This window comes from Methanosarcinales archaeon, assembly GCA_014859725.1.
Taxonomy (GTDB): domain Archaea; phylum Halobacteriota; class Methanosarcinia; order Methanosarcinales; family Methanocomedenaceae; genus Kmv04.
The window spans coordinates 38,177-55,804 of the sequence record JACUTQ010000001.1 but is presented as its reverse complement, the minus strand read 5'-3'; the positions used below and the strand labels follow the sequence as shown (position 1 = coordinate 55,804).

At 40.8% G+C, this 17,628-nt stretch carries 19 protein-coding genes; 7 read left to right on the top strand and 12 right to left on the bottom strand.

What is annotated here, in order from left to right; translation table 11 throughout:
* Positions 1-124 precede the first annotated feature (124 nt).
* A complete protein-coding gene (locus tag IBX40_00270) occupies positions 125-2,302 on the bottom strand; it encodes a type II/IV secretion system ATPase subunit (protein ID MBE0522765.1) in 2,178 nt (725 codons plus the stop codon).
* Between the two features lie 364 nt (positions 2,303-2,666).
* Positions 2,667-3,383, bottom strand: coding sequence for an IS1634 family transposase (locus IBX40_00265; GenBank protein ID MBE0522764.1), 717 nt, complete (start codon positions 3,381-3,383; stop codon positions 2,667-2,669).
* Positions 3,384-3,615: 232 nt separating this feature from the next.
* Between IBX40_00265 and IBX40_00260 the strand changes: the two genes are divergently transcribed.
* From IBX40_00260 to IBX40_00240, 5 genes are all read left to right on the top strand, one after another.
* The gene (locus tag IBX40_00260; GenBank protein ID MBE0522763.1) at positions 3,616-3,831 is read left to right on the top strand and encodes a hypothetical protein; all 216 of its coding nucleotides are present in this window, start codon (positions 3,616-3,618) and stop codon (positions 3,829-3,831) included.
* An 85-nt stretch (positions 3,832-3,916) separates the two neighbouring features.
* Positions 3,917-4,342 (top strand): peptidylprolyl isomerase, encoded by a 426-nt coding sequence (locus tag IBX40_00255; GenBank protein MBE0522762.1) that lies wholly within the window; start codon positions 3,917-3,919, stop codon positions 4,340-4,342.
* A 193-nt stretch (positions 4,343-4,535) separates the two neighbouring features.
* Positions 4,536-4,715, top strand: a complete 180-nt coding sequence (locus IBX40_00250; protein ID MBE0522761.1) for a YegP family protein — start codon at positions 4,536-4,538, stop codon at positions 4,713-4,715.
* 120 nt (positions 4,716-4,835) lie between these two features.
* On the top strand, positions 4,836-5,639 hold the full coding sequence (locus IBX40_00245) for an epoxyqueuosine reductase (protein MBE0522760.1): 804 nt from the start codon (positions 4,836-4,838) through the stop codon (positions 5,637-5,639).
* A 63-nt stretch (positions 5,640-5,702) separates the two neighbouring features.
* Entirely contained in the window at positions 5,703-6,413 is a 711-nt protein-coding gene (locus tag IBX40_00240; protein ID MBE0522759.1) for a DsbA family protein, read from the top strand.
* On the opposite strand, the gene IBX40_00235 is transcribed toward IBX40_00240, so the two are convergent.
* The 8 genes from IBX40_00235 to IBX40_00200 form a co-directional block, all read right to left on the bottom strand.
* A complete protein-coding gene (locus tag IBX40_00235) occupies positions 6,410-8,047 on the bottom strand; it encodes a cytochrome c biogenesis protein (protein ID MBE0522758.1) in 1,638 nt (545 codons plus the stop codon). The genes IBX40_00240 and IBX40_00235 overlap by 4 nt on opposite strands.
* Positions 8,048-8,159: 112 nt before the next feature.
* Positions 8,160-8,363 carry a YwbE family protein gene (locus IBX40_00230; GenBank protein ID MBE0522757.1) on the bottom strand — a complete coding sequence of 68 codons (204 nt, stop codon included), beginning with the start codon at positions 8,361-8,363 and terminating at the stop codon, positions 8,160-8,162.
* Positions 8,364-8,393: 30 nt separating this feature from the next.
* On the bottom strand, positions 8,394-9,026 hold the full coding sequence (nth, locus tag IBX40_00225; GenBank protein ID MBE0522756.1) for an endonuclease III: 633 nt from the start codon (positions 9,024-9,026) through the stop codon (positions 8,394-8,396).
* Between the two features lie 20 nt (positions 9,027-9,046).
* Complete coding sequence (gene trxB / locus IBX40_00220; protein MBE0522755.1) at positions 9,047-9,955, bottom strand: thioredoxin-disulfide reductase; 909 nt, start codon at positions 9,953-9,955, stop codon at positions 9,047-9,049.
* Positions 9,956-10,032: 77 nt separating this feature from the next.
* Positions 10,033-10,566 carry a TraR/DksA C4-type zinc finger protein gene (locus IBX40_00215; GenBank protein MBE0522754.1) on the bottom strand — a complete coding sequence of 178 codons (534 nt, stop codon included), beginning with the start codon at positions 10,564-10,566 and terminating at the stop codon, positions 10,033-10,035.
* Positions 10,567-10,627: 61 nt separating this feature from the next.
* Entirely contained in the window at positions 10,628-11,146 is a 519-nt protein-coding gene (locus tag IBX40_00210; protein MBE0522753.1) for a small multi-drug export protein, read from the bottom strand.
* Positions 11,136-12,101, bottom strand: a complete 966-nt coding sequence (locus IBX40_00205) for a replication factor C small subunit (GenBank protein MBE0522752.1) — start codon at positions 12,099-12,101, stop codon at positions 11,136-11,138. Before IBX40_00205 ends, IBX40_00210 begins: the two co-directional genes overlap by 11 nt.
* 86 nt (positions 12,102-12,187) lie before the next feature.
* The gene (locus IBX40_00200) at positions 12,188-12,583 is read right to left on the bottom strand and encodes a hypothetical protein (GenBank protein ID MBE0522751.1); all 396 of its coding nucleotides are present in this window, start codon (positions 12,581-12,583) and stop codon (positions 12,188-12,190) included.
* A 104-nt stretch (positions 12,584-12,687) separates the two neighbouring features.
* Between IBX40_00200 and IBX40_00195 the strand changes: the two genes are divergently transcribed.
* Entirely contained in the window at positions 12,688-13,383 is a 696-nt protein-coding gene (locus IBX40_00195) for a hypothetical protein (protein ID MBE0522750.1), read from the top strand.
* Between the two features lie 20 nt (positions 13,384-13,403).
* Here IBX40_00195 and sppA read toward each other — a convergent pair whose 3' ends face one another.
* Positions 13,404-14,411, bottom strand: a complete 1,008-nt coding sequence (gene sppA, locus IBX40_00190; protein ID MBE0522749.1) for a signal peptide peptidase SppA — start codon at positions 14,409-14,411, stop codon at positions 13,404-13,406.
* A gap of 88 nt (positions 14,412-14,499) precedes the next feature.
* Entirely contained in the window at positions 14,500-16,227 is a 1,728-nt protein-coding gene (locus IBX40_00185) for an ABC transporter ATP-binding protein (protein MBE0522748.1), read from the bottom strand.
* Between the two features lie 236 nt (positions 16,228-16,463).
* Here IBX40_00185 and IBX40_00180 point away from each other — a divergent pair, with 236 nt between their 5' ends.
* Positions 16,464-17,615 (top strand): hypothetical protein, encoded by a 1,152-nt coding sequence (locus IBX40_00180; GenBank protein ID MBE0522747.1) that lies wholly within the window; start codon positions 16,464-16,466, stop codon positions 17,613-17,615.
* Positions 17,616-17,628 lie beyond the last annotated feature (13 nt).

The following is a 17,628-nucleotide window of genomic DNA, read 5'->3' as shown; positions in this document are numbered from 1 at the left end:
GAAAATGTTATGGAAATTATTTTCATTCGGAACTACATATAATCGGAAGTACTGATATAACATTCAATGTGTAGTCCCGAAAAGATTTCGCATTCAATATCAACTTGAGATAATAGATCCTTTTTTATGAAAAACCTGGTGTTTTCAGGTTGTTTCTATTTTCGAACCATTTAACCCATTTCGTATAAACCTGGTTCAGATCTATTTCCCTCTGCCCGTCATGCATTTCATTCATTAACAACCAGAACATATTATTGGCCTGCCCTACTTTATCAGCTTCGAGCAGTTCGGGCCTGGTCCTCCCAGCCTCTGCAATAAGCCCTTTTATCTGTGATCGAATCTTGATATTAAGCAGTACTTCATCCACGCTTACTCCCCATTTTTTGGCGATCTTTCCAATCAGTTCTGACTGTCCCATATCAAGCAAGTCTGTAGGTTCGATACTATCGGCAACCGCATTGAACATCATCAGATCATTAAAGAACGTCCCGGACCCATCCCAATTGGCTGCCGTGACCTCTGAGACCTGGACAAGTCGTTTCTTTTTGCGCATACTACCGCTAATGCGGATATTTGAACAAACTACCACAGCATCAGTTGCCTTGAACGATTGTTCAGGCACTTCCAGGGCCCCAACGATCCGTTCATATACGGCCTGGGTGGATGCACCGTGAATAGTTCCCAGCACAGAATTACCGGCAGTACCCACCTGCATGGCCTCGTACAGTATCTTAGTTTCAAGCCCCCTGACCTCTCCAATGATCAAAGTGGAATTGCCCATTCGCAGTGCTGCCCTAAGAGCTGTATCAGGTGCGATCTCTGATTCGGAACCACCTACTGCCGAACGGGTGTTCATACCCTGCACCTTCCAGCCGAGGCGCTGAATATCCTGCAAAGGCAGCTCAGGAGTATCTTCAATAGTCAGGATACGGTATTTTTGCGGGATCTCTAACATCAATGCAGAGAGCAGGGATGTCTTACCGGCCCCCACAGCTCCTGCTATCAAAATAGATGAATTCCCGTCCACTAACAAACTTAATAATCCGGCAGCAAGGGGTGTCATAGCTCCTTTATTAATTAGCTTGGGGAGAGTCCAGGGTGTACGGGCATGTTTCCTGAAAGCATAGGCCAGTCCTCCCGCACTTAACGGATTACCGATACATGATACCCGTGATTTATATTCTGCCAGGTCCATATCCAGGATCGGGTTCGCCTCCCCGAAAGGGCGGCCGCTCAGTGCCCTGAACCGGGATATCATGGTATCAACATCTTCCTGCGACAGGAAGATATTTGATGAGCATTCTTCACCCTCGATTACCACGTGTACAGGGTTCATTTCTACTGGAGCATTGACATACACATCTGTAACTCTGCTATCAGACAGCACATCTTCCAGTATACCCAGTCCTGTAGTATATTTTGCCAGGATATCTGAGAATATTTTTATCTGGTCAGGTTTGAGCTTGAATCCCAGGTTACTGGCTTGTTCAGACAGCAATTGCTGGCTGCGTCGCCTGAAATATTCCCTGCTGTTTGCGGGATCCGCAAAATTCAGATCATTTGGGCGGTGGCGCATCAGATGCGAACGTACAGACTCCAGCAGTTTCAATTCATCAGGACGCAGGTTATATTCGGGTGGGATGATGAAGTATTGGCTCTCAGGCCTGTCAAAAAGGCTGTATATGGAAACTTCCATAACTCTGCCCCCGCTCCTGGACACATCATACCCTTCCAAAAAGACAGCATTATCTGGTGGTTCGGCATAAATACGCGACGTAGAGAACCTGGGTCTGGTATATGGCCTGATCAACCTTTCATAATAGTAACTGGAGGGTTTATTCAGGCTCAAGCCAATGACAAGTCCCTGGGTAGAGTTCTCCATCCTGGAGATAAGTTTATCAAAATCTCTCTTGCATCGATTTTCACTTTCATTCACGCATTGATCGACATTTTGATCATGATCAGACAGCATTTGGTATGCAAGAATGGGGTCTTTAGACATGGTTTCCAGGACTTTGCTAACAAATTCCTGACGCTCTTCAAGACATTTACCACACTCTGAAGGGACTTCAGCATATCTATAAACCTCCAGATTGTCGATGAACCCGGAGAGCATATATAACATTTCAAGACTGTCTGCTTCATAATCACGTTCATACAGGTGTGACAGGACAAGTCTGTCTACTACAGGTTCCCTGATCAGGATCTGGAAAATATTTTCCCGACAAAAAGGATTGTCAAGACCTGAATTACCAATATCACAGTTTCCACAATCGATAACTATGGATTTTTGTGAATCCATTAGGCGGGTTTTATATGAACAAATTCTTTTTACCTCTCTTTTTTTCAGATATTTTGTAAAGAAACTTCCAGTTAAATTTTTCTTTCTTGCTGATGCCAAAAAATACCCTCCATAAAATATGCAGGTAGTAAAACAGGACAGGATATATTAAGTTTGCTAAATTCTGCCGAATTATTAAAAGAAAATGAATATTATTGCAGTATTAAATTATGGAGTTAGTTATTGGTAATGGGGAGCTTGTCGTTTTACCTCACTAATTTCACACAAAATGGCCTAAAAATGGCATTTGCTTCTGTATTTGTATCCAATTTGAGACGTGTGTGCCTCACAATCTTTGTATCTGAGAAGCCTAACTTCCACATTATTAAGCGCATAAATCAAGTTTCTCTAGAATGTCATTTTGCTTTTTTATGGTTTCTGTAACCATAATATCTCCATTTGCCAACTGTATCTTTTTGATTTTCTCAAGTTCAAGAAGTAATTTCTCAACTGTATAATTCTTCAATAATCCAGTCTCTCTCATCTGGTTTATCAATCTCATCCTTATAATTAGACTTAAATAATTTACAAAAAGCAATCCTCTGATCGCACTTTCCTTTTTAGCATTGAGTGGTAAGGCCTTAAGATCATTTTTGAGGACATCGAACCCATTTTCCAAAGCATCTCTTTCACGATATGTCGAAAGACATGTCATCCAGTCAAACTCACCAGAGTAGAATATTAAAAAAGTTCCCATACGGTTGAGGCGCTGAGTGACTGCGTTCTTTTTCACCGTAACTTCAAAATGGTCATCTATCACTTTCCATTTAAAGTAATTGGCCATCTCTTTTGTCCTTTCTTTAAATACAAATTCAGCCTTCTTCCACTTTGGGATTGCTTTTTCCTGGACATATTCTCTAATATTATAGAGTCTAGTATAGAATGAATTTCTTTCATCCTGTTCTCTCTTTTGGTAATAATAACAATAGCCTTCAACCTTTGAATTGCTCAGATTAAGGGTAACCGGTTTGACGAATATGGGATTCTTGTTATATTTCTGGAGATATTGAGGTGCTTTAACATCTTTTTGAGCTTTGCTCATCAATTCTTTTACAGACTTTAATGCCCTCGGTGAGATAAGCCAGAGTCTCCAGCTCGACCTTGTAATTATTCATGATCAAAAACGTAGGTACTTGCCGACCATGATCTTTGAAGATCACCTGGCGAACCTTGAGGTTGGTCCGTAGCTAAGTGATTTCGCTCTCATACATCTTGAACTTGTTGAATTTACTTAGGCCATATGACCTCCTCTTCAAAACACCTATAAGTACGCTATGTGGCGTTATGCAAATCTTTGGCTCATTGAAAATAAATTCTCTGAACGGATAGATTTTGATGTTGTTCTGACCATTGTGGCTGATACGCTCTACAGATTGCTTGCTAAGGATTTGAAGAAATTTGAGGATTGTACTCCAAAGACTATCTTTTCCGATTTCATCAACTGCAGATGTAATGGAGAAGTGGATATCCTGACCAGGGTTCAATTATGAGACATAAACACTTGACGAAAATCGGTGTTCAACGCATAAATTATTAATAAAAGCCAGCCATTACATTCCCAACGAGGTCAAAACCATGAAAAAAGCAATAATAGAAACCGATAAAGGCAACATCACCGTGGAACTGTTCGATAAAGACGCACCCAACACGGTGGCAAACTTTGTGAAGCTAATAAATAAAGGATTCTACAACGGGCTCACCTTCCACAGGGTCCTCCCCAACTTCGTGATCCAGGGCGGCTGTCCCAAAGGCAACGGCACAGGCGGACCCGGCTATACTATAAAGTGCGAGATCAATCCCCGTAAACACCAGACCGGTACCCTTTCTATGGCCCATGCGGGAAAGAACACAGGTGGCAGCCAGTTCTTTATCACTCACTCGCCCCAGCCCCATCTTGACGGCATACACACCGTGTTCGGTCAGGTGATCGAAGGGATGGATGTGGTGAACAAGATCAAGCCGAATGACGTGATGAACAAGGTCAGTGTTGTTGAAGAGTAGAATGAAATATTCTTCTTTTTTTCCCTCAAAAATATTTGTTAATCTACTCTTTTAGAAGAAAATTTATTAAATAATAGCCACATATAAAATTACAGGGGTTCAGAAAATTAGTGTTGGTGTAAACAAAAAAACTGTTGAGCTAAACCTGAATACTCTTTGCCCTGTCAAAATTCAATCAAAGGAGTGAAAATATATGCCAAAATTTGAAGTGTTTACAGATAGAAGTGGTGAATTCCGATTCAGGCTTAAATCGCCAAATGGGCAGATAATTGCACAAAGTCAAGCGTATAAGAGTAAAGCGGGTTGCATGACCGGGATCGAATCAGTGAAGAAAAATGCTCCAATAGCAGAAATAATCGAAGTTGAGGAATAGGCTAACTACACTGAAAGAATAAAAATTGTGAAACTAGAGTGGTCAGGGTATCACCTTATTTTCTCTATTTTCAGCCTTTATTTCCTCTGAAAATTATTCCAATAAATAAATATTATGATAATGAACAGCATTCTTAAAGCTGAGATCTGTGAGAAATGCGCTCACCTGGATATCCCCCTAGTGGGTGTTGCATCCACAGATCGCTGGAAAAAACCATTGTTTTATCCCTGGATCCCTGAGGAATTTCATCCACAGTCGATTTTTAAGGAGGCTGTTTCTGTTATTGTGATCGGTCTACCTGTTAGCCTTCCTGTTATAGAGACCACTCCTTCCATTTATTACCATGAATTGTACCGGACTATCAATACCATGCTTGACCAGTATGGATACCGGCTGTCCAATTTTCTGAACAATAAAGGATATCCCTCAATATTCGTTCCCAGGGACGGATATGGTGATATCAGCATTTTAATAGAAAATCCAGTTGCATTCTTTTCCCACAGGCATGCTGCTTATCTGGCAGGTCTTGGAAATTTCGGTGTGAATAACACGCTGCTCACCAAAGCATACGGCCCCAGGGTAAGGTTCACATCCATTTTCACATCTGCTGATCTGCCTCCCGATCCCCTCATGGGAAAAGACCTGTGTATCAGGTGTATGGATTGCGTCAAGTGCTGCCCGGTAGGTGCTATTGATGAACAGGATTATCCAGAAGGAATAATCAATAAAAAGCACTGTGCCAGATACAGCGAACAGCTGCGCAACCGGTACATCTCACCATGCGGGGTTTGCATAAAAGTATGTCCGGTCGGGGATGACAGGGCACATTATGAGAGGCAGGACACTTCAATATATACGGATCCTAAAAAAAATCCTGAATACCAAAAATCGTGGGAACATGTAAGACAGTATGGTGGAAAATAGATCACATATTCTAAAAAACCAAAACATAACAATTATAATACTAAAGTGCAATTTACAATAAATATGGCAAAAAAGAAGCGAAAGAGAAATGTTGAACTTGAGAAAAAACCAAATAAAAACCTATTATATGCAGCAATAGCAGTAATCGCTGTCATAATTATTGCCTTTATATGGTCATTTTCGGGCACCTCTCCAGACGTACCGGAAGAAAAACGTCCCACATCTGGAAAATATTTGAAAATCAATGAACCCAGCACTTATGAACATGGAAAGGTAAAAATCATAGAATATTTCAAGTTTAATTGTGATCATTGTTATGGTTTGAATCAACAAATGCCTGAACTTGAGGAAAAATACGGCGATCAGCTTGAGATCACCTACAGGCCCATGCTGTGGGTAACTAATTCAGAAGACCAGCAATTCAGAAAGAGTAATGAAGCTTATATTGTCGCAGAAAGAATGGGCAAGGGTGATGAGATGAAAAGCGCCATGTTCGATGCCATGTTCATAGAGAGGAAAGATCTCTCAGATGTGGCCGTGCTTGAAGATATTGCCAGTAGCATTGGCCTGGGAGATGATTTTGCCACAGCATTAGAAAATGGAGAAGCAAAGGATGAAGCCCAGGAATATATCAATCTTGCCCAGCCCCTGGTTTCAGAGACACCAACTATAATCATTAACGGGAACCTGAAGGTCACTCCCACTATGACCGGCAGTGGAATCGATCAGATGGTAGATAATATGGATACGATTATCGGCTCGCTTTTGAGCTAGATAATTTCCATATACATGAGAACTGCAATAACTATTAACGTAATTCCAGTAAATAGACGCATTGCAGATCTTCTATTTTTCCTGAACTCTTCTACTTTTTCCGGATTCAGCCCGAAAGCAATGGCTGCGCCTATAATAAGGACAGGCAGTACAACTCCCAGATTATAGGATGCCAGATATAATATTCCTGCACTATCTCCGCTGCGGACCATATCAAGTATTACAAAATATACTGCACCTACACATGGTGCCTTGATAAGAGAGAACAATGCTCCCATAAAGAAGGCTGCTGGCAAACTCATATTCTTTGTTATATTTTCAGTCAAGCGGATGAATGACTTTGGAGTGTAGAATGAAGATTCAGTATTTTTCTTGATATGATAAGCATCATAAATATGCCACAGCCCTAACAGGGTGATCAGGATGATGATAATATTGGTAATAGTGCTCTGCAGGGCTGCGGACTGGTCAATTATTTGTAACAATCCGATGCCGACAATGAGGTAGGTTACAAATATACCCAGACTGAACATTAACACAATTAGCATTACATTCCGCCTTTTACCTGTTGTTGCCAGGGTAACGGATGCGATAAATGCCAGTATTGCAAGAAGACAAGGATTAAATCCTGCCAAAAATCCCACTACAAAAACAGATGGAATAGATAGTATGATCCTATCGTGCACTTCACCATTTTCTTGATCTGGATTGGCTATTGCTTCATTTAGCAGCGTTTCAAGTTCAGCTACATCTCCGTCATAATCGTCATAAGCAATTAGCTTCTTTTCATTAATCACAATAGAGGGGATGCCCGGGATCTTGTATTTTCGTGCCAGTTCAAGTCCTTCATCGGTTTTGACATTGTATTTTGAGAATGAGACCCCATCACCGTGAGATCTGATGATTTTATCAATTACAGGATATACCTTAGCACATTTCTGACAGGCAGGGTCATAGAAATATTCAACCAAAAATGCATTTGCCAAGGTGGTGTTGGTAATAGAAGAATCATTGATCAGGATATCATTATCTGTGACCTTATTCTCAGTAACATTACCTTCACTTTCAAGAATAATCTTCTTATAAGTCTCAAAAGAATTACTTTCAATGTTTATTGTGGCATTGAGGAAATACTCTCCTGGATCAAGAGCTGAACACTCCCCACAGGATGGCGTGTTAAACTCAAAATCAAATACGTTTATTCCTTTGTAGATCTTTGTTTTCTTTGTTTCACCAATAAATGGCTGACCAAATGCATTCTCAATTGCAGATACCTTGATTAATGCATCCGTATCTTTCAGGGATGAATATTCTACACGTACTTCCATGGTTTCGTTTGAATAGTACACGTCCCGGGAAGTTGTAATTATTAAAATTGGATCAATAGAGTCTGCCTCTATACTGCTGTTTTGATAAACTCCGCATATGTTTGCTAACACTCCATTTTTTTGGCAGGTGCCACTATAATTTTCTGACAGGCATATCTGAATTCCTGAAATACTATTGTTTTCAATTACCCCACTTATACAGACTTGTTTTTGTTGAAATTCATCTGGATTTGATATCAGATCCAAAAGCGAGACATCCTTGTATGTAGAACTCTCAATACAGCCGAAAACAAAAAATATTGCCAAAATAAGGATAATATGTAAATATTTCATTACCTTTTTCCTGTTATTAAAAAAGCTGCTTTTTGTGGGGTCCACAGTCAAGATTATTAAAATACATCATCAATCGTTTTTATTTTCAAACTTTTGAATAAATTTCCTTTACTCTTCCAACTTGTCCCTCTTTTAGTTTAACCTTTATTCCATGTGGATGATATGAAGATTTAGTTAATATTTTATCTACAATACCCTGAGTTATTTTACCAGTCTTTTGATCCTGCTTTAATACTATTCCAACACTTAATCCTTCGTTAAGATTTTTTCTGGTAGTACCACTATTCATAATGAAATTGTAATTTATTATTATTTGAACTTATACATTACCAATATTATTAACTCCCTTTTTAGGGCACAAATGTTCCAGCATGCACTCTTCATGTTTAGGTTTACGTGCCGAACACACGGCCCGTCCGTGAAGTATCAGGCGATATGAAAAATCACTCCACTCCTTTCTGGGGGCCAGTTTCATCAGGTCCTGCTCGATCTTATTGGGATCAGTATTATCAGTCAATCCCAGCCGATACGACAACCTCTTCACATGAGTGTCCACAGCAATGCCTTCCGTGATGCCGTAGGCACTGGACAACACAACATTGGCAGTCTTGCGGGCTACGCCGGGAAGAGTAATCAGTTCTTCCATGGTCCTTGGTACTTCGCCCCCGAACGTCTCAATGATCTCAATACTGCTGTTCTTAATGTTCTTTGCTTTCTGCCTGAAAAAACCCGAGGATTTGATATCCTGCTCGAGTTGTGCCAGATCAGCCCTGGCAAAATCCTCCACATTTTTGTATTTCTCAAAAAGTGTTTTGGTGATGATATTCACCCTCACATCAGTACTCTGGGCAGACAGGATGGTAGCCACCAGCAATTGATGTGGCGTGGAATAGGTAAGAGCGGTCCTGGATAAGGGATATTCTGTTTTCAATAATTCAACGATCTTCAGCATCCGCTCTTTTTCAGTCACGGTTATTCCTGCTCTGCAAGGTATTTTTCTGCCGATACCGCAGCCAGTGCCCCGTCCCCTACTGCAGTAGCTACCTGGCGAATCAGTGTAGTGCGGCAATCACCTGCACAAAACACGCCCGGGAGAGAAGTGGAAAGATCAGGTTTTGTGATGATAAAACCAGTTTCATCTTTGTCAGCATCCACAAAATCAGTATTTGGAATAATACCCACATACATGAACACCCCGCCCACTGATAGCTCTGTGATCTCTTCAGTAAGTTTGTTCTTGACCACAGCTTTCTCAACAGTGTCATTACCCTTAATAGCGATCAAATTGGAATTCCAGATAAATTCAATCTTCGGGTTTTTAAAGGCCTTCTCCTGGTTTATTTTCTCTGCCCTCAGTTCCTCCCTGCGATGTAACACATATACCTTGTTCACCATTTTTGTCAAAAACAATGCTTCCACAATGGCGCTGTCACCTCCACCCACAAGTGCCACATCCTTACCAGTAAAGAAGAAACCGTCACATGTCGCACAAGTAGAGACGCCTTTGCCCATAAATTCCTGCTCACCCGGGATACCCAGACTCTTTGGGTGGGTACCTGTGGCGATAATTACTGTTTTTGTTTTTATCTCCCCGTCTGAGGTGACCACTGTCTTAACAGAACCGCCGTCTTTGATCTGCAGGACCTCTGTGAATTTGATCTCAAGTTCGAATTTATTAACATGTTCTTCCATCTTCTGCATCAGTTCCATACCACTGATCTCAGGAAAACCGGGATAGTTCTCAAGCATGTGGGTTTTTATGATCTGACCGCCTATGCCCACTTTCTCGATAAGAAGAGAATTCATCAATGCACGTTTTGCATATATGCCTGCCGCCAGTCCTGCAGGACCGCCTCCAATAATAATTACGTCATATACCATAATATTTCATCCGACAATATTGATCTGTAGCTTGATAGCTCCGCTATATATCCTCTCCCCACTTTATATTTTTGCAGCTATTGGAACTTTTGATTGAAGCAAGGAATGCAGTAGACCTCTTTATTCTTTTCTTTGATCCTTGTCTCCATCACAGGCTCCCCACAATTATGACAGGCTACTGAGTTATGGATCTGAGCCTGTTGAGGTAATTCAATGGTAACATCCTCAATATCAAATAATTGCTGCTCATCCAGATCCAATAAATGTTTTATCCTCTCCTCCCTGTCTTCTTCCCGAAAAGCATCATTTTTTAAGCTAATCCGCACCCCACGACCGTCAGGCCGTATTGCTAGTGTATAAACATGCTTCCCATAATCTTTGAAAAAGAAGTTACCTTTTCCAAAGGTACAGCCAGTCATAACTTGTATGGCATCTACTGCACAGGAATTATTCTCAACGATCGTAACAAGTTCCTCATCCTCTGAACGCATGGCATGTATCTGTTTCATACCAGCTTTTGCTGCCCTGTAGCCGATCACAAGGCCGGGGCAGAGGTGTCCGTGGAAATCGATGATGGGTTGAAGGTCATCGGGGATGAAGGGTGCTTCCATTAATAATCAGGTTTGTCATTAAGGTTTATTAAGTTTTATGAGGAGTTTATCATTGTTACCTTTAGATCCGGTTAAAAATACCTATCCCGGTCAAAGATAAAGTTGTTACAATAACGCCTGCTATCAGCACTCCAAGGAAAATGGCTAATAGGGCATGCTTGAACTTAATTCCGACCACAAATGCAGCGGCACATCCAGTCCATGCTCCGGTTACAGGAAGAGGGATTGCCACAAAAATTGTAAGTGCCAGAGTACCGTATTTTTCAAATCTTTCGGTATGATTCCGGTGTGTCCTTGTAAACAGCCAGGTAAAAAATATATCCCCAACCTTCCACCTTCGCAGGAAGCTGGACACCGGTTCAAGGAACAACAGTAAGGGGATGACTGGTATCATATTGCCCACCACTGCCAGAATATATGCTTCAGGAACTGACATTTGGTATCCCCCCAATTCAACAGGGGCCAGGGCCAGTGGTATGGCACCTCTGAGCTCTGCTACAGGCATCATGGCAATTATAATAGTGGCTGCCCAATCAGGTATCCATGAGATCAGGGCAGCAATTTCAGCGCTAACTGACATCTCCTTTTCCGGCAAGTACAAAATAAGCTAGCAGCGCTTCTAATTGAATTCTTTCGTTGGCTCCTTCGGTCAGCCTGAAATCTATCTCTCCAATCCTGTCCATCAATTTCACTTTAAGTAGGTCAGGAATGGACCTGTCGAACATGGTCCTGTGTATCTGGACAATTACATCCTCACCAGAGAGACCCTGGTTGATCAGCAAATTATCCAGCTTAGTCCTGGCACCTATGAAATCGCCCATCAGGGCCAGGTCTATGAGTTCACCGATCTCTTCCGGTCTTGCAGTGGCAGTTATCTGATAGATGGATTCCATACCGATCTTCTTTTCCAGCAGTCCTGCAGCCTGCAAAGCATTAATTGCCTTTCTCATATCACCCTGGGATACATAGATCGCTGCATCCATCCCCTCATCAGTGACCTCCAGGCCTTCGTTTTGTGCAATATAGGCAATGCGCTGCTTTAAAGCTTCGTGGGATATGGGACTGAAGCGGTATACTGCACATCTGGACTGGATAGGATCAATGATCTTTGAAGAATAATTGCACGACAGGATAAAACGGCAGTTACTGGTATATTTCTCCATGGTACGGCGCAGCGCGCTCTGGGCATCCGAGGTCAGAGCATCAGCCTCATCAAGGAAAATGATCTTGAAATCAGCATCTCCCAGGGGAGCTGTCCTGGCAAAATTTTTGATCTTGTTGCGTACCACGTCAATGCCCCTTTCATCACTGGCATTTAGTTCAGTGAAATTATTTGTCCAGGTCTCGCCGAACAGGTCCTTAGCAACTGCAATAGCTGAAGCTGTTTTTCCCACACCCGGTGGGCCAGAGAACAGCAGATGGGGCAGGTTACCTGATTCCACATATGATTGAAGACGTTTGATAACTTCAACCTGCCCGACAACATCTTTTAACGTGGTGGGGCGGTATTTTTCGATCCAGATCTCTTCCTTTATTTTCTACCCTCCTTGTTGGATGGATGTATATGGGATTTGGTGTGTATAAGGTTTGTTGAATTCTTTTCAGGTAAACAGTAATGGAACTATATCCAGATATATAATTTCACATATACAAACATCCCCAAAACCAATGCCCCGACCCAGACTAAAAAAGCAGCCTTCATATATTTTTTTACTTTCCATTTCCATTGGTTGGAAACAAATAATATTCCAAGAATTACAGCGACAGATCCCAGGATTTTATGGACAAGCATTATGGATTGAAGATATAAGGGGATATAACCATGTATTGACGAATAAACCATATATGAGATCGAAATAATGGCTCCCATATAGGAAAACGTGGCTATTTTTCCGTGTTTTGGGAGATCTGTTTTCACCCTGGTTATGGAATAGATGAGCAGTACAAAGACTAAAACCTGAACCGTGAATGACACATCAGACAGCGTGATCAGTCGTTCATCAAAATACCATATCATAATCAGTCCCCTTTATTATTAGAATCAGGGTGTTTGTATAAAAAATGTTATACTTGAAACTCCATTAACGTTATGTTTATCAAAAATAAAGAATATTTTTATATATGACCCGAAAAGAGCCCAAATATGATATGTTGTTCAATGAAAGCACATTCAATGCCACTTTTTTAATAGGCCCTGACCCATGGGATGCACGTTTTGACTTTAGCGTCTTTCGGGAGGCCAGGCTCAAATTAAAAAATATTGGTTTTGATTTGACAAAACATATTATCGGGTTAGAAGAGTTCGAAACAGGGTTTACTTATAAGCACAATAATATCAGAGCACGTATTCGATTAGTACACGGCCGGATTTATCAGGAAGACCTGATCGAGCTCTGGAATAAAGCATTGGTACAAGAAGATCTGATATACCTCAAATCCCATGCTGGATACGGCAAACATCTTAGTCTTAGTAATGATGTGAGTTTCTTTACTGATGCTATGAGGGAAGGATTTCATCATCCAAATAAAAAACAATATCAATTGTACTATCTGGACTGCTGCAAGAGCGAAATGTATTATAGGGATGTATTTCGGGACTATGTTGGAAGTGTAGACCTCATTCTGCATAAATGGTTCTGCAATTATAGAATAATCGGACCAGTGGTCATTCTATTGAAAGAACTAATTGCAGGATCGAATTTTGAGACTATTGTAGCAGAAATGAACAATGAATATGGAATACCACATTTCGATGTTGAGGATGATCCTGCCGATATGAAACCTGATAGAAAGATGATCACATATTCGGTAAAATAAAAAAATGGAAAAATGGTAGATTAAGCCATAATTTTCCCGAAAGGACTTTCGAATAAATAACGTAAGAACATCTTTGATTGATCACCCATTCCTTCTTCACTACCAAACAACAGCCTTGAAAGTGTGGGTTTATTTTCATAAACCACTGTAGGTTTACCTTCAATATTTCCCAATTCTGCGGCAATGTTAATAGCATCATAAAAGTTTCCAGTCTCATCCACCAGGCCCAGTTCAACAGCTCTGCTGCCTGTATATACCCTACCATCAGCCAGTGCTTTCACATCTTCCTGGCTCATGTTCCTGCTCTGTGCGACTTCATTAACAAATCTCTGGAATACTTCCTGGATAACTTGATCAGAATAATTCTTTTCTGCATCTGTCAACCCTCTCCAGTCACCACCCATATCTTTGAATTCGCCGCTTTTGGCAACATAGAATTCAATCCCCTCCTCCTCGTAGAAAGCAGAACGGTTCTCAAATAACCAGATAACACCAATGCTGCCGGTCATAGTATCAGGATTAGCAATAATACGATCTGTTGGAGCTGAGATATAGTATGCCGCACTGGCAGCTACATCTCCCATGGAAACTACAACAGGCTTTTTTTCTTTGGCTTTTTTTATTTCGGTCACTATCTCCTGCGCCGCTGCCGGAGAGCCGCCGGGACTATTGACCCTGAGGACAATAGCCTTTACGTTCTTATTATCTGCTGCATCCTGAATGCTTTTACTGATATCTTCGGATGAGGCATATCCTAAATCACCAGGAATATTTCCCGTGATCATCGTCCCCTGGACATAGATCACCGAAACCTTATTGGAATCCATGGGAAGGCCCCCTGAATCCCCAAAAATAGCTAACAAACTTCCTGCTATTATTATCATTAACACCAGGACTGCTAATAAATAGACGAAACCGCGTGTTACAGACGATTCCTTCCGATGGGAATTTTTCGGAACTGGCTTATCGGGGGGAAAATATTCGGGTTTTTCATTCAATTCTGTTTGATTAATATCCTGATAATCCATATTATCTCTTAAATGTATATTTAGATATTAAAAAATAGTGGGTCAGAATGACCCAAGAATATATTTCCAGAATTGAATTTTCCACAATTTAGTTTGTTACTATTGAATAATCCTTCAATGCATGCTTCATATACGTGGCATGACCCACTTCTATCAGCTTTTTAGTGACGGCCATGGGTTCATCATCCATAGTGATCTTACCGTTTTCGATCATGATAGCTCTATGTGCCAGTTCATTCACAAAATCCATGTGATGGCTAATGAAAACAATGGTAGTATTGAACTGTGCATTGAACCTTTTAAGGGAATTGGCCACCTCTCGCAAAGTACGTGGGTCCAGATCTCCGAATGGTTCATCCAATAATAGATATTCAGGTTGTGTGATAGTCGCCAGGGCCAGTGCAGCCCTTACATTTTCTCCACCACTTAACTGGTATGGTTTTGCGTTAAGTGCAGATATGGGCAGCCACATAGCTTCAAAGATCGGTTCTGCATATTTCTTGACCTCATCCATAGTACTACTTGGGAAGAGGATGCTGATAATATCCAATTGATATCCCATCTCTTCCAGTTGCTCCTGGGCTTTTTCTCCGCCAATATCTGTCAACCGGTAAATAATATCAAGATCTTCATCAGGAATGCTCAATTCCTTTGCCTTTTTACGGGCATTCTCTATAACGTGCATACCCTTAACTCCCAGTTTATATGCCAGTTGATGCTTGATGGGTGAATTAGGGTACAGCGCAAATTCCTGGTACATGATACTGGTCCTTCTGCGAAGTTCCATTCGACTGGGATTATAGATGGTGATATCTACCCAATCATTGTCAACCAGGTAGCTTATCTCACCTTCATCAGGATAAATGAGCCCGTCCATGGCATGAAGCAATGTGGTCTTACCTCCGCCGCTGGGTCCTATGATTGCAGTGATCTCGCCTTTATTGAATTCAATGCTCATATCTTCAATATCCAGTACCTCTCCCTGGCGTATCAAATAATACCGTTGACTCACATTTTCAACCTTAATAACAGGAATTTTTTCTTTTATGTCAGGAAGTGGTACTATGGGTCGAATGTCCTTAAGGAATTCTTTAATTATGGTTTTTGGTTCACCCTGGGCCACGATCTTACCGTCTTCGAGCAATATTAGTTTGTCTGCAAGATAACCATGTATCTCAGGGAGATGTGAGACAACTATGGTCATGATCCCGGTTTCCTGATGAACCTTTTTTATTGTGTCCAGCACTTCCTGTTTGGTTGCGGGACAGGTCATGGTTGCGGGTTCGTCCAGTAATAAAAGCTTGGGTTTGGCAGCAATCTGCCGGGCTATCAATAATCTCTGTTTTTCACCACCACTGAGCACAGATGAGAAATGTTCGGCCTTATGATCAAGGCCCACTAGTTTGAGATATTCCATACTCTCGGCATACAGTACATCAAAATCCGGGTGATCCCTATGAGGAAGGGCTTCTTGCCCTACTTTAAGAGAATATATACGTCTTATAATGTTTTCAATTGCAGAACCAGTCCAGAGACCAAAATTTCTTTGAAGATGTATAGCAGTTATATCTTTTAGTGCTCTAATATCCTGGAATGAAGAATCCGGGGTAATGGTAAGTCCATCAATTTCGATCTCACCTTCAACAAAATTCTCAACGCCTCTTAACACCTTCATTAGTGTGGTCTTTCCGCCACCACTTCGTCCCATGATCCCTAATATATCACCATCATTAACCTCAAAACTGACACCATTTAGTACTCTAACCTTAGCATCATCTACATCATAGTCCTTTACCAGGTTCTTAACTTTCAACATCTAACGCTTCCTCCGCCGGTCTCAATTGAAACCATGTAATTAAACTTTACAGTAATAAATCATAATTTATGGGTTTTTCCACATGTTTGTGGTTCTATATATTGGTTACGGTAAAGCTTTTTGAAAATATTTGGTAATTGATACACATAAATTATATGTTATGTAAACTATAATAACTAAAGAGTTCAATAATATTACCGAGGTACATATTCTTGTATTTTGATAAGGTGGCAGTCATGAAAAAATTATTTATTTATGGTATAATTCTAACGATTTTAGTCATTGGCTTTTCTGGATGTGCAGAGCAGTATGAAGTATCAACTCCCCCTCCTTCAGGGACTTCCCCTCCAAAACCGACTGAAACTCCTACAGTTTCAGCCACAATTGACCCAGTCCAAATGCTAAATGCTCCATCCTGGACAAATAAACTTGGATTTAAAGCGTTTGATGTGACTATTTCAGATAATGGAGATTATTATGGAGGAATTTCTCTTCATAAAGCTATAATAAAAACACCCACAAAGAACATATTAACTAATCTATATTGGAAAAACGGAAAATTAATTTCACTATCAAGTTCAGGCGAATACATAGCTGTGGCTGATGAGAATTTTGTCAGGTTATATGATACCAATGGAGATAGCCTTGTATCATATGATGCAACCGGAATAGTCCACCAGATAGCTATACTGGAAAATGGTAATGTAATCCAGTCGAGCGAGAAAAAACCACATGTATCAATAATTGATAAGAAAGGTTCTGAATTGTGGGACTGGGATCTGGGAATATCAACTGCAAAAAATTTGATATTTGATTATACTGCCAATGGAAAAAATCTATTTATCGGGACCTATGAAGGAAAGATACATTATGTAAGTAATGATCTGAGAAACCTTTATTCAAAGGACCTGGGGTCAAGTGTTATCGATATTAAAATGTCTGAGAACGGTGAAAAGATGTATGCACTTACTGAAGACAATAAGCTCCATTCTTATGACCAATATGGCAACAGTAACTGGGTGAAGGAACTAACTGTAGATACTATCGAAATTGAGATCCCGGAAAGTGGAGATTATATCCTCACTAAACCAGTTAATAGGGCTAATATCCCCTCGTTCGTGTATATGGTCCAATTATTTGACAAAAATGGTAACGTAAAATGGCAGAAATCATTGACCGATGTTGGGGTCTTGGGTATATCTGAAGATTCCAGGTATATTGTGATCAGTGAGGATCGGGACTTAAGAATGTATGACCTTGATGGTAATGAATTAGCGAAATATCATCTTGACAGTGCATATGGATTGTTCTTCGTCTCCCTTGATATGATCCCGGATGCCAGCAAATTGGTACTGGGAACAACAAGATCAGTATTAGTATTCGGCTAAACACCGGATACTT

What these genes read in the sequence shown, in the direction of transcription:
- IBX40_00270 (MBE0522765.1), bottom strand. Translation starts at nt 2,302, where the DNA reads ATGGATTCACAAAAATCCATAGTTATCGATTGTGGAAACTGTGATATT.
- IBX40_00265 (MBE0522764.1), bottom strand. Translation starts at nt 3,383, where the DNA reads ATGAGCAAAGCTCAAAAAGATGTTAAAGCACCTCAATATCTCCAGAAA.
- IBX40_00260 (MBE0522763.1), top strand. Translation starts at nt 3,616, where the DNA reads ATGTGGCGTTATGCAAATCTTTGGCTCATTGAAAATAAATTCTCTGAA.
- IBX40_00255 (MBE0522762.1), top strand. Translation starts at nt 3,917, where the DNA reads ATGAAAAAAGCAATAATAGAAACCGATAAAGGCAACATCACCGTGGAA.
- IBX40_00250 (MBE0522761.1), top strand. Translation starts at nt 4,536, where the DNA reads ATGCCAAAATTTGAAGTGTTTACAGATAGAAGTGGTGAATTCCGATTC.
- IBX40_00245 (MBE0522760.1), top strand. Translation starts at nt 4,836, where the DNA reads ATGAACAGCATTCTTAAAGCTGAGATCTGTGAGAAATGCGCTCACCTG.
- IBX40_00240 (MBE0522759.1), top strand. Translation starts at nt 5,703, where the DNA reads ATGGCAAAAAAGAAGCGAAAGAGAAATGTTGAACTTGAGAAAAAACCA.
- IBX40_00230 (MBE0522757.1), bottom strand. Translation starts at nt 8,363, where the DNA reads ATGAATAGTGGTACTACCAGAAAAAATCTTAACGAAGGATTAAGTGTT.
- nth (MBE0522756.1), bottom strand. Translation starts at nt 9,026, where the DNA reads ATGCTGAAGATCGTTGAATTATTGAAAACAGAATATCCCTTATCCAGG.
- trxB (MBE0522755.1), bottom strand. Translation starts at nt 9,955, where the DNA reads ATGGTATATGACGTAATTATTATTGGAGGCGGTCCTGCAGGACTGGCG.
- IBX40_00215 (MBE0522754.1), bottom strand. Translation starts at nt 10,566, where the DNA reads ATGGAAGCACCCTTCATCCCCGATGACCTTCAACCCATCATCGATTTC.
- IBX40_00210 (MBE0522753.1), bottom strand. Translation starts at nt 11,146, where the DNA reads ATGTCAGTTAGCGCTGAAATTGCTGCCCTGATCTCATGGATACCTGAT.
- IBX40_00200 (MBE0522751.1), bottom strand. Translation starts at nt 12,583, where the DNA reads ATGATATGGTATTTTGATGAACGACTGATCACGCTGTCTGATGTGTCA.
- IBX40_00195 (MBE0522750.1), top strand. Translation starts at nt 12,688, where the DNA reads ATGACCCGAAAAGAGCCCAAATATGATATGTTGTTCAATGAAAGCACA.
- sppA (MBE0522749.1), bottom strand. Translation starts at nt 14,411, where the DNA reads ATGGATTATCAGGATATTAATCAAACAGAATTGAATGAAAAACCCGAA.
- IBX40_00185 (MBE0522748.1), bottom strand. Translation starts at nt 16,227, where the DNA reads ATGTTGAAAGTTAAGAACCTGGTAAAGGACTATGATGTAGATGATGCT.
- IBX40_00180 (MBE0522747.1), top strand. Translation starts at nt 16,464, where the DNA reads ATGAAAAAATTATTTATTTATGGTATAATTCTAACGATTTTAGTCATT.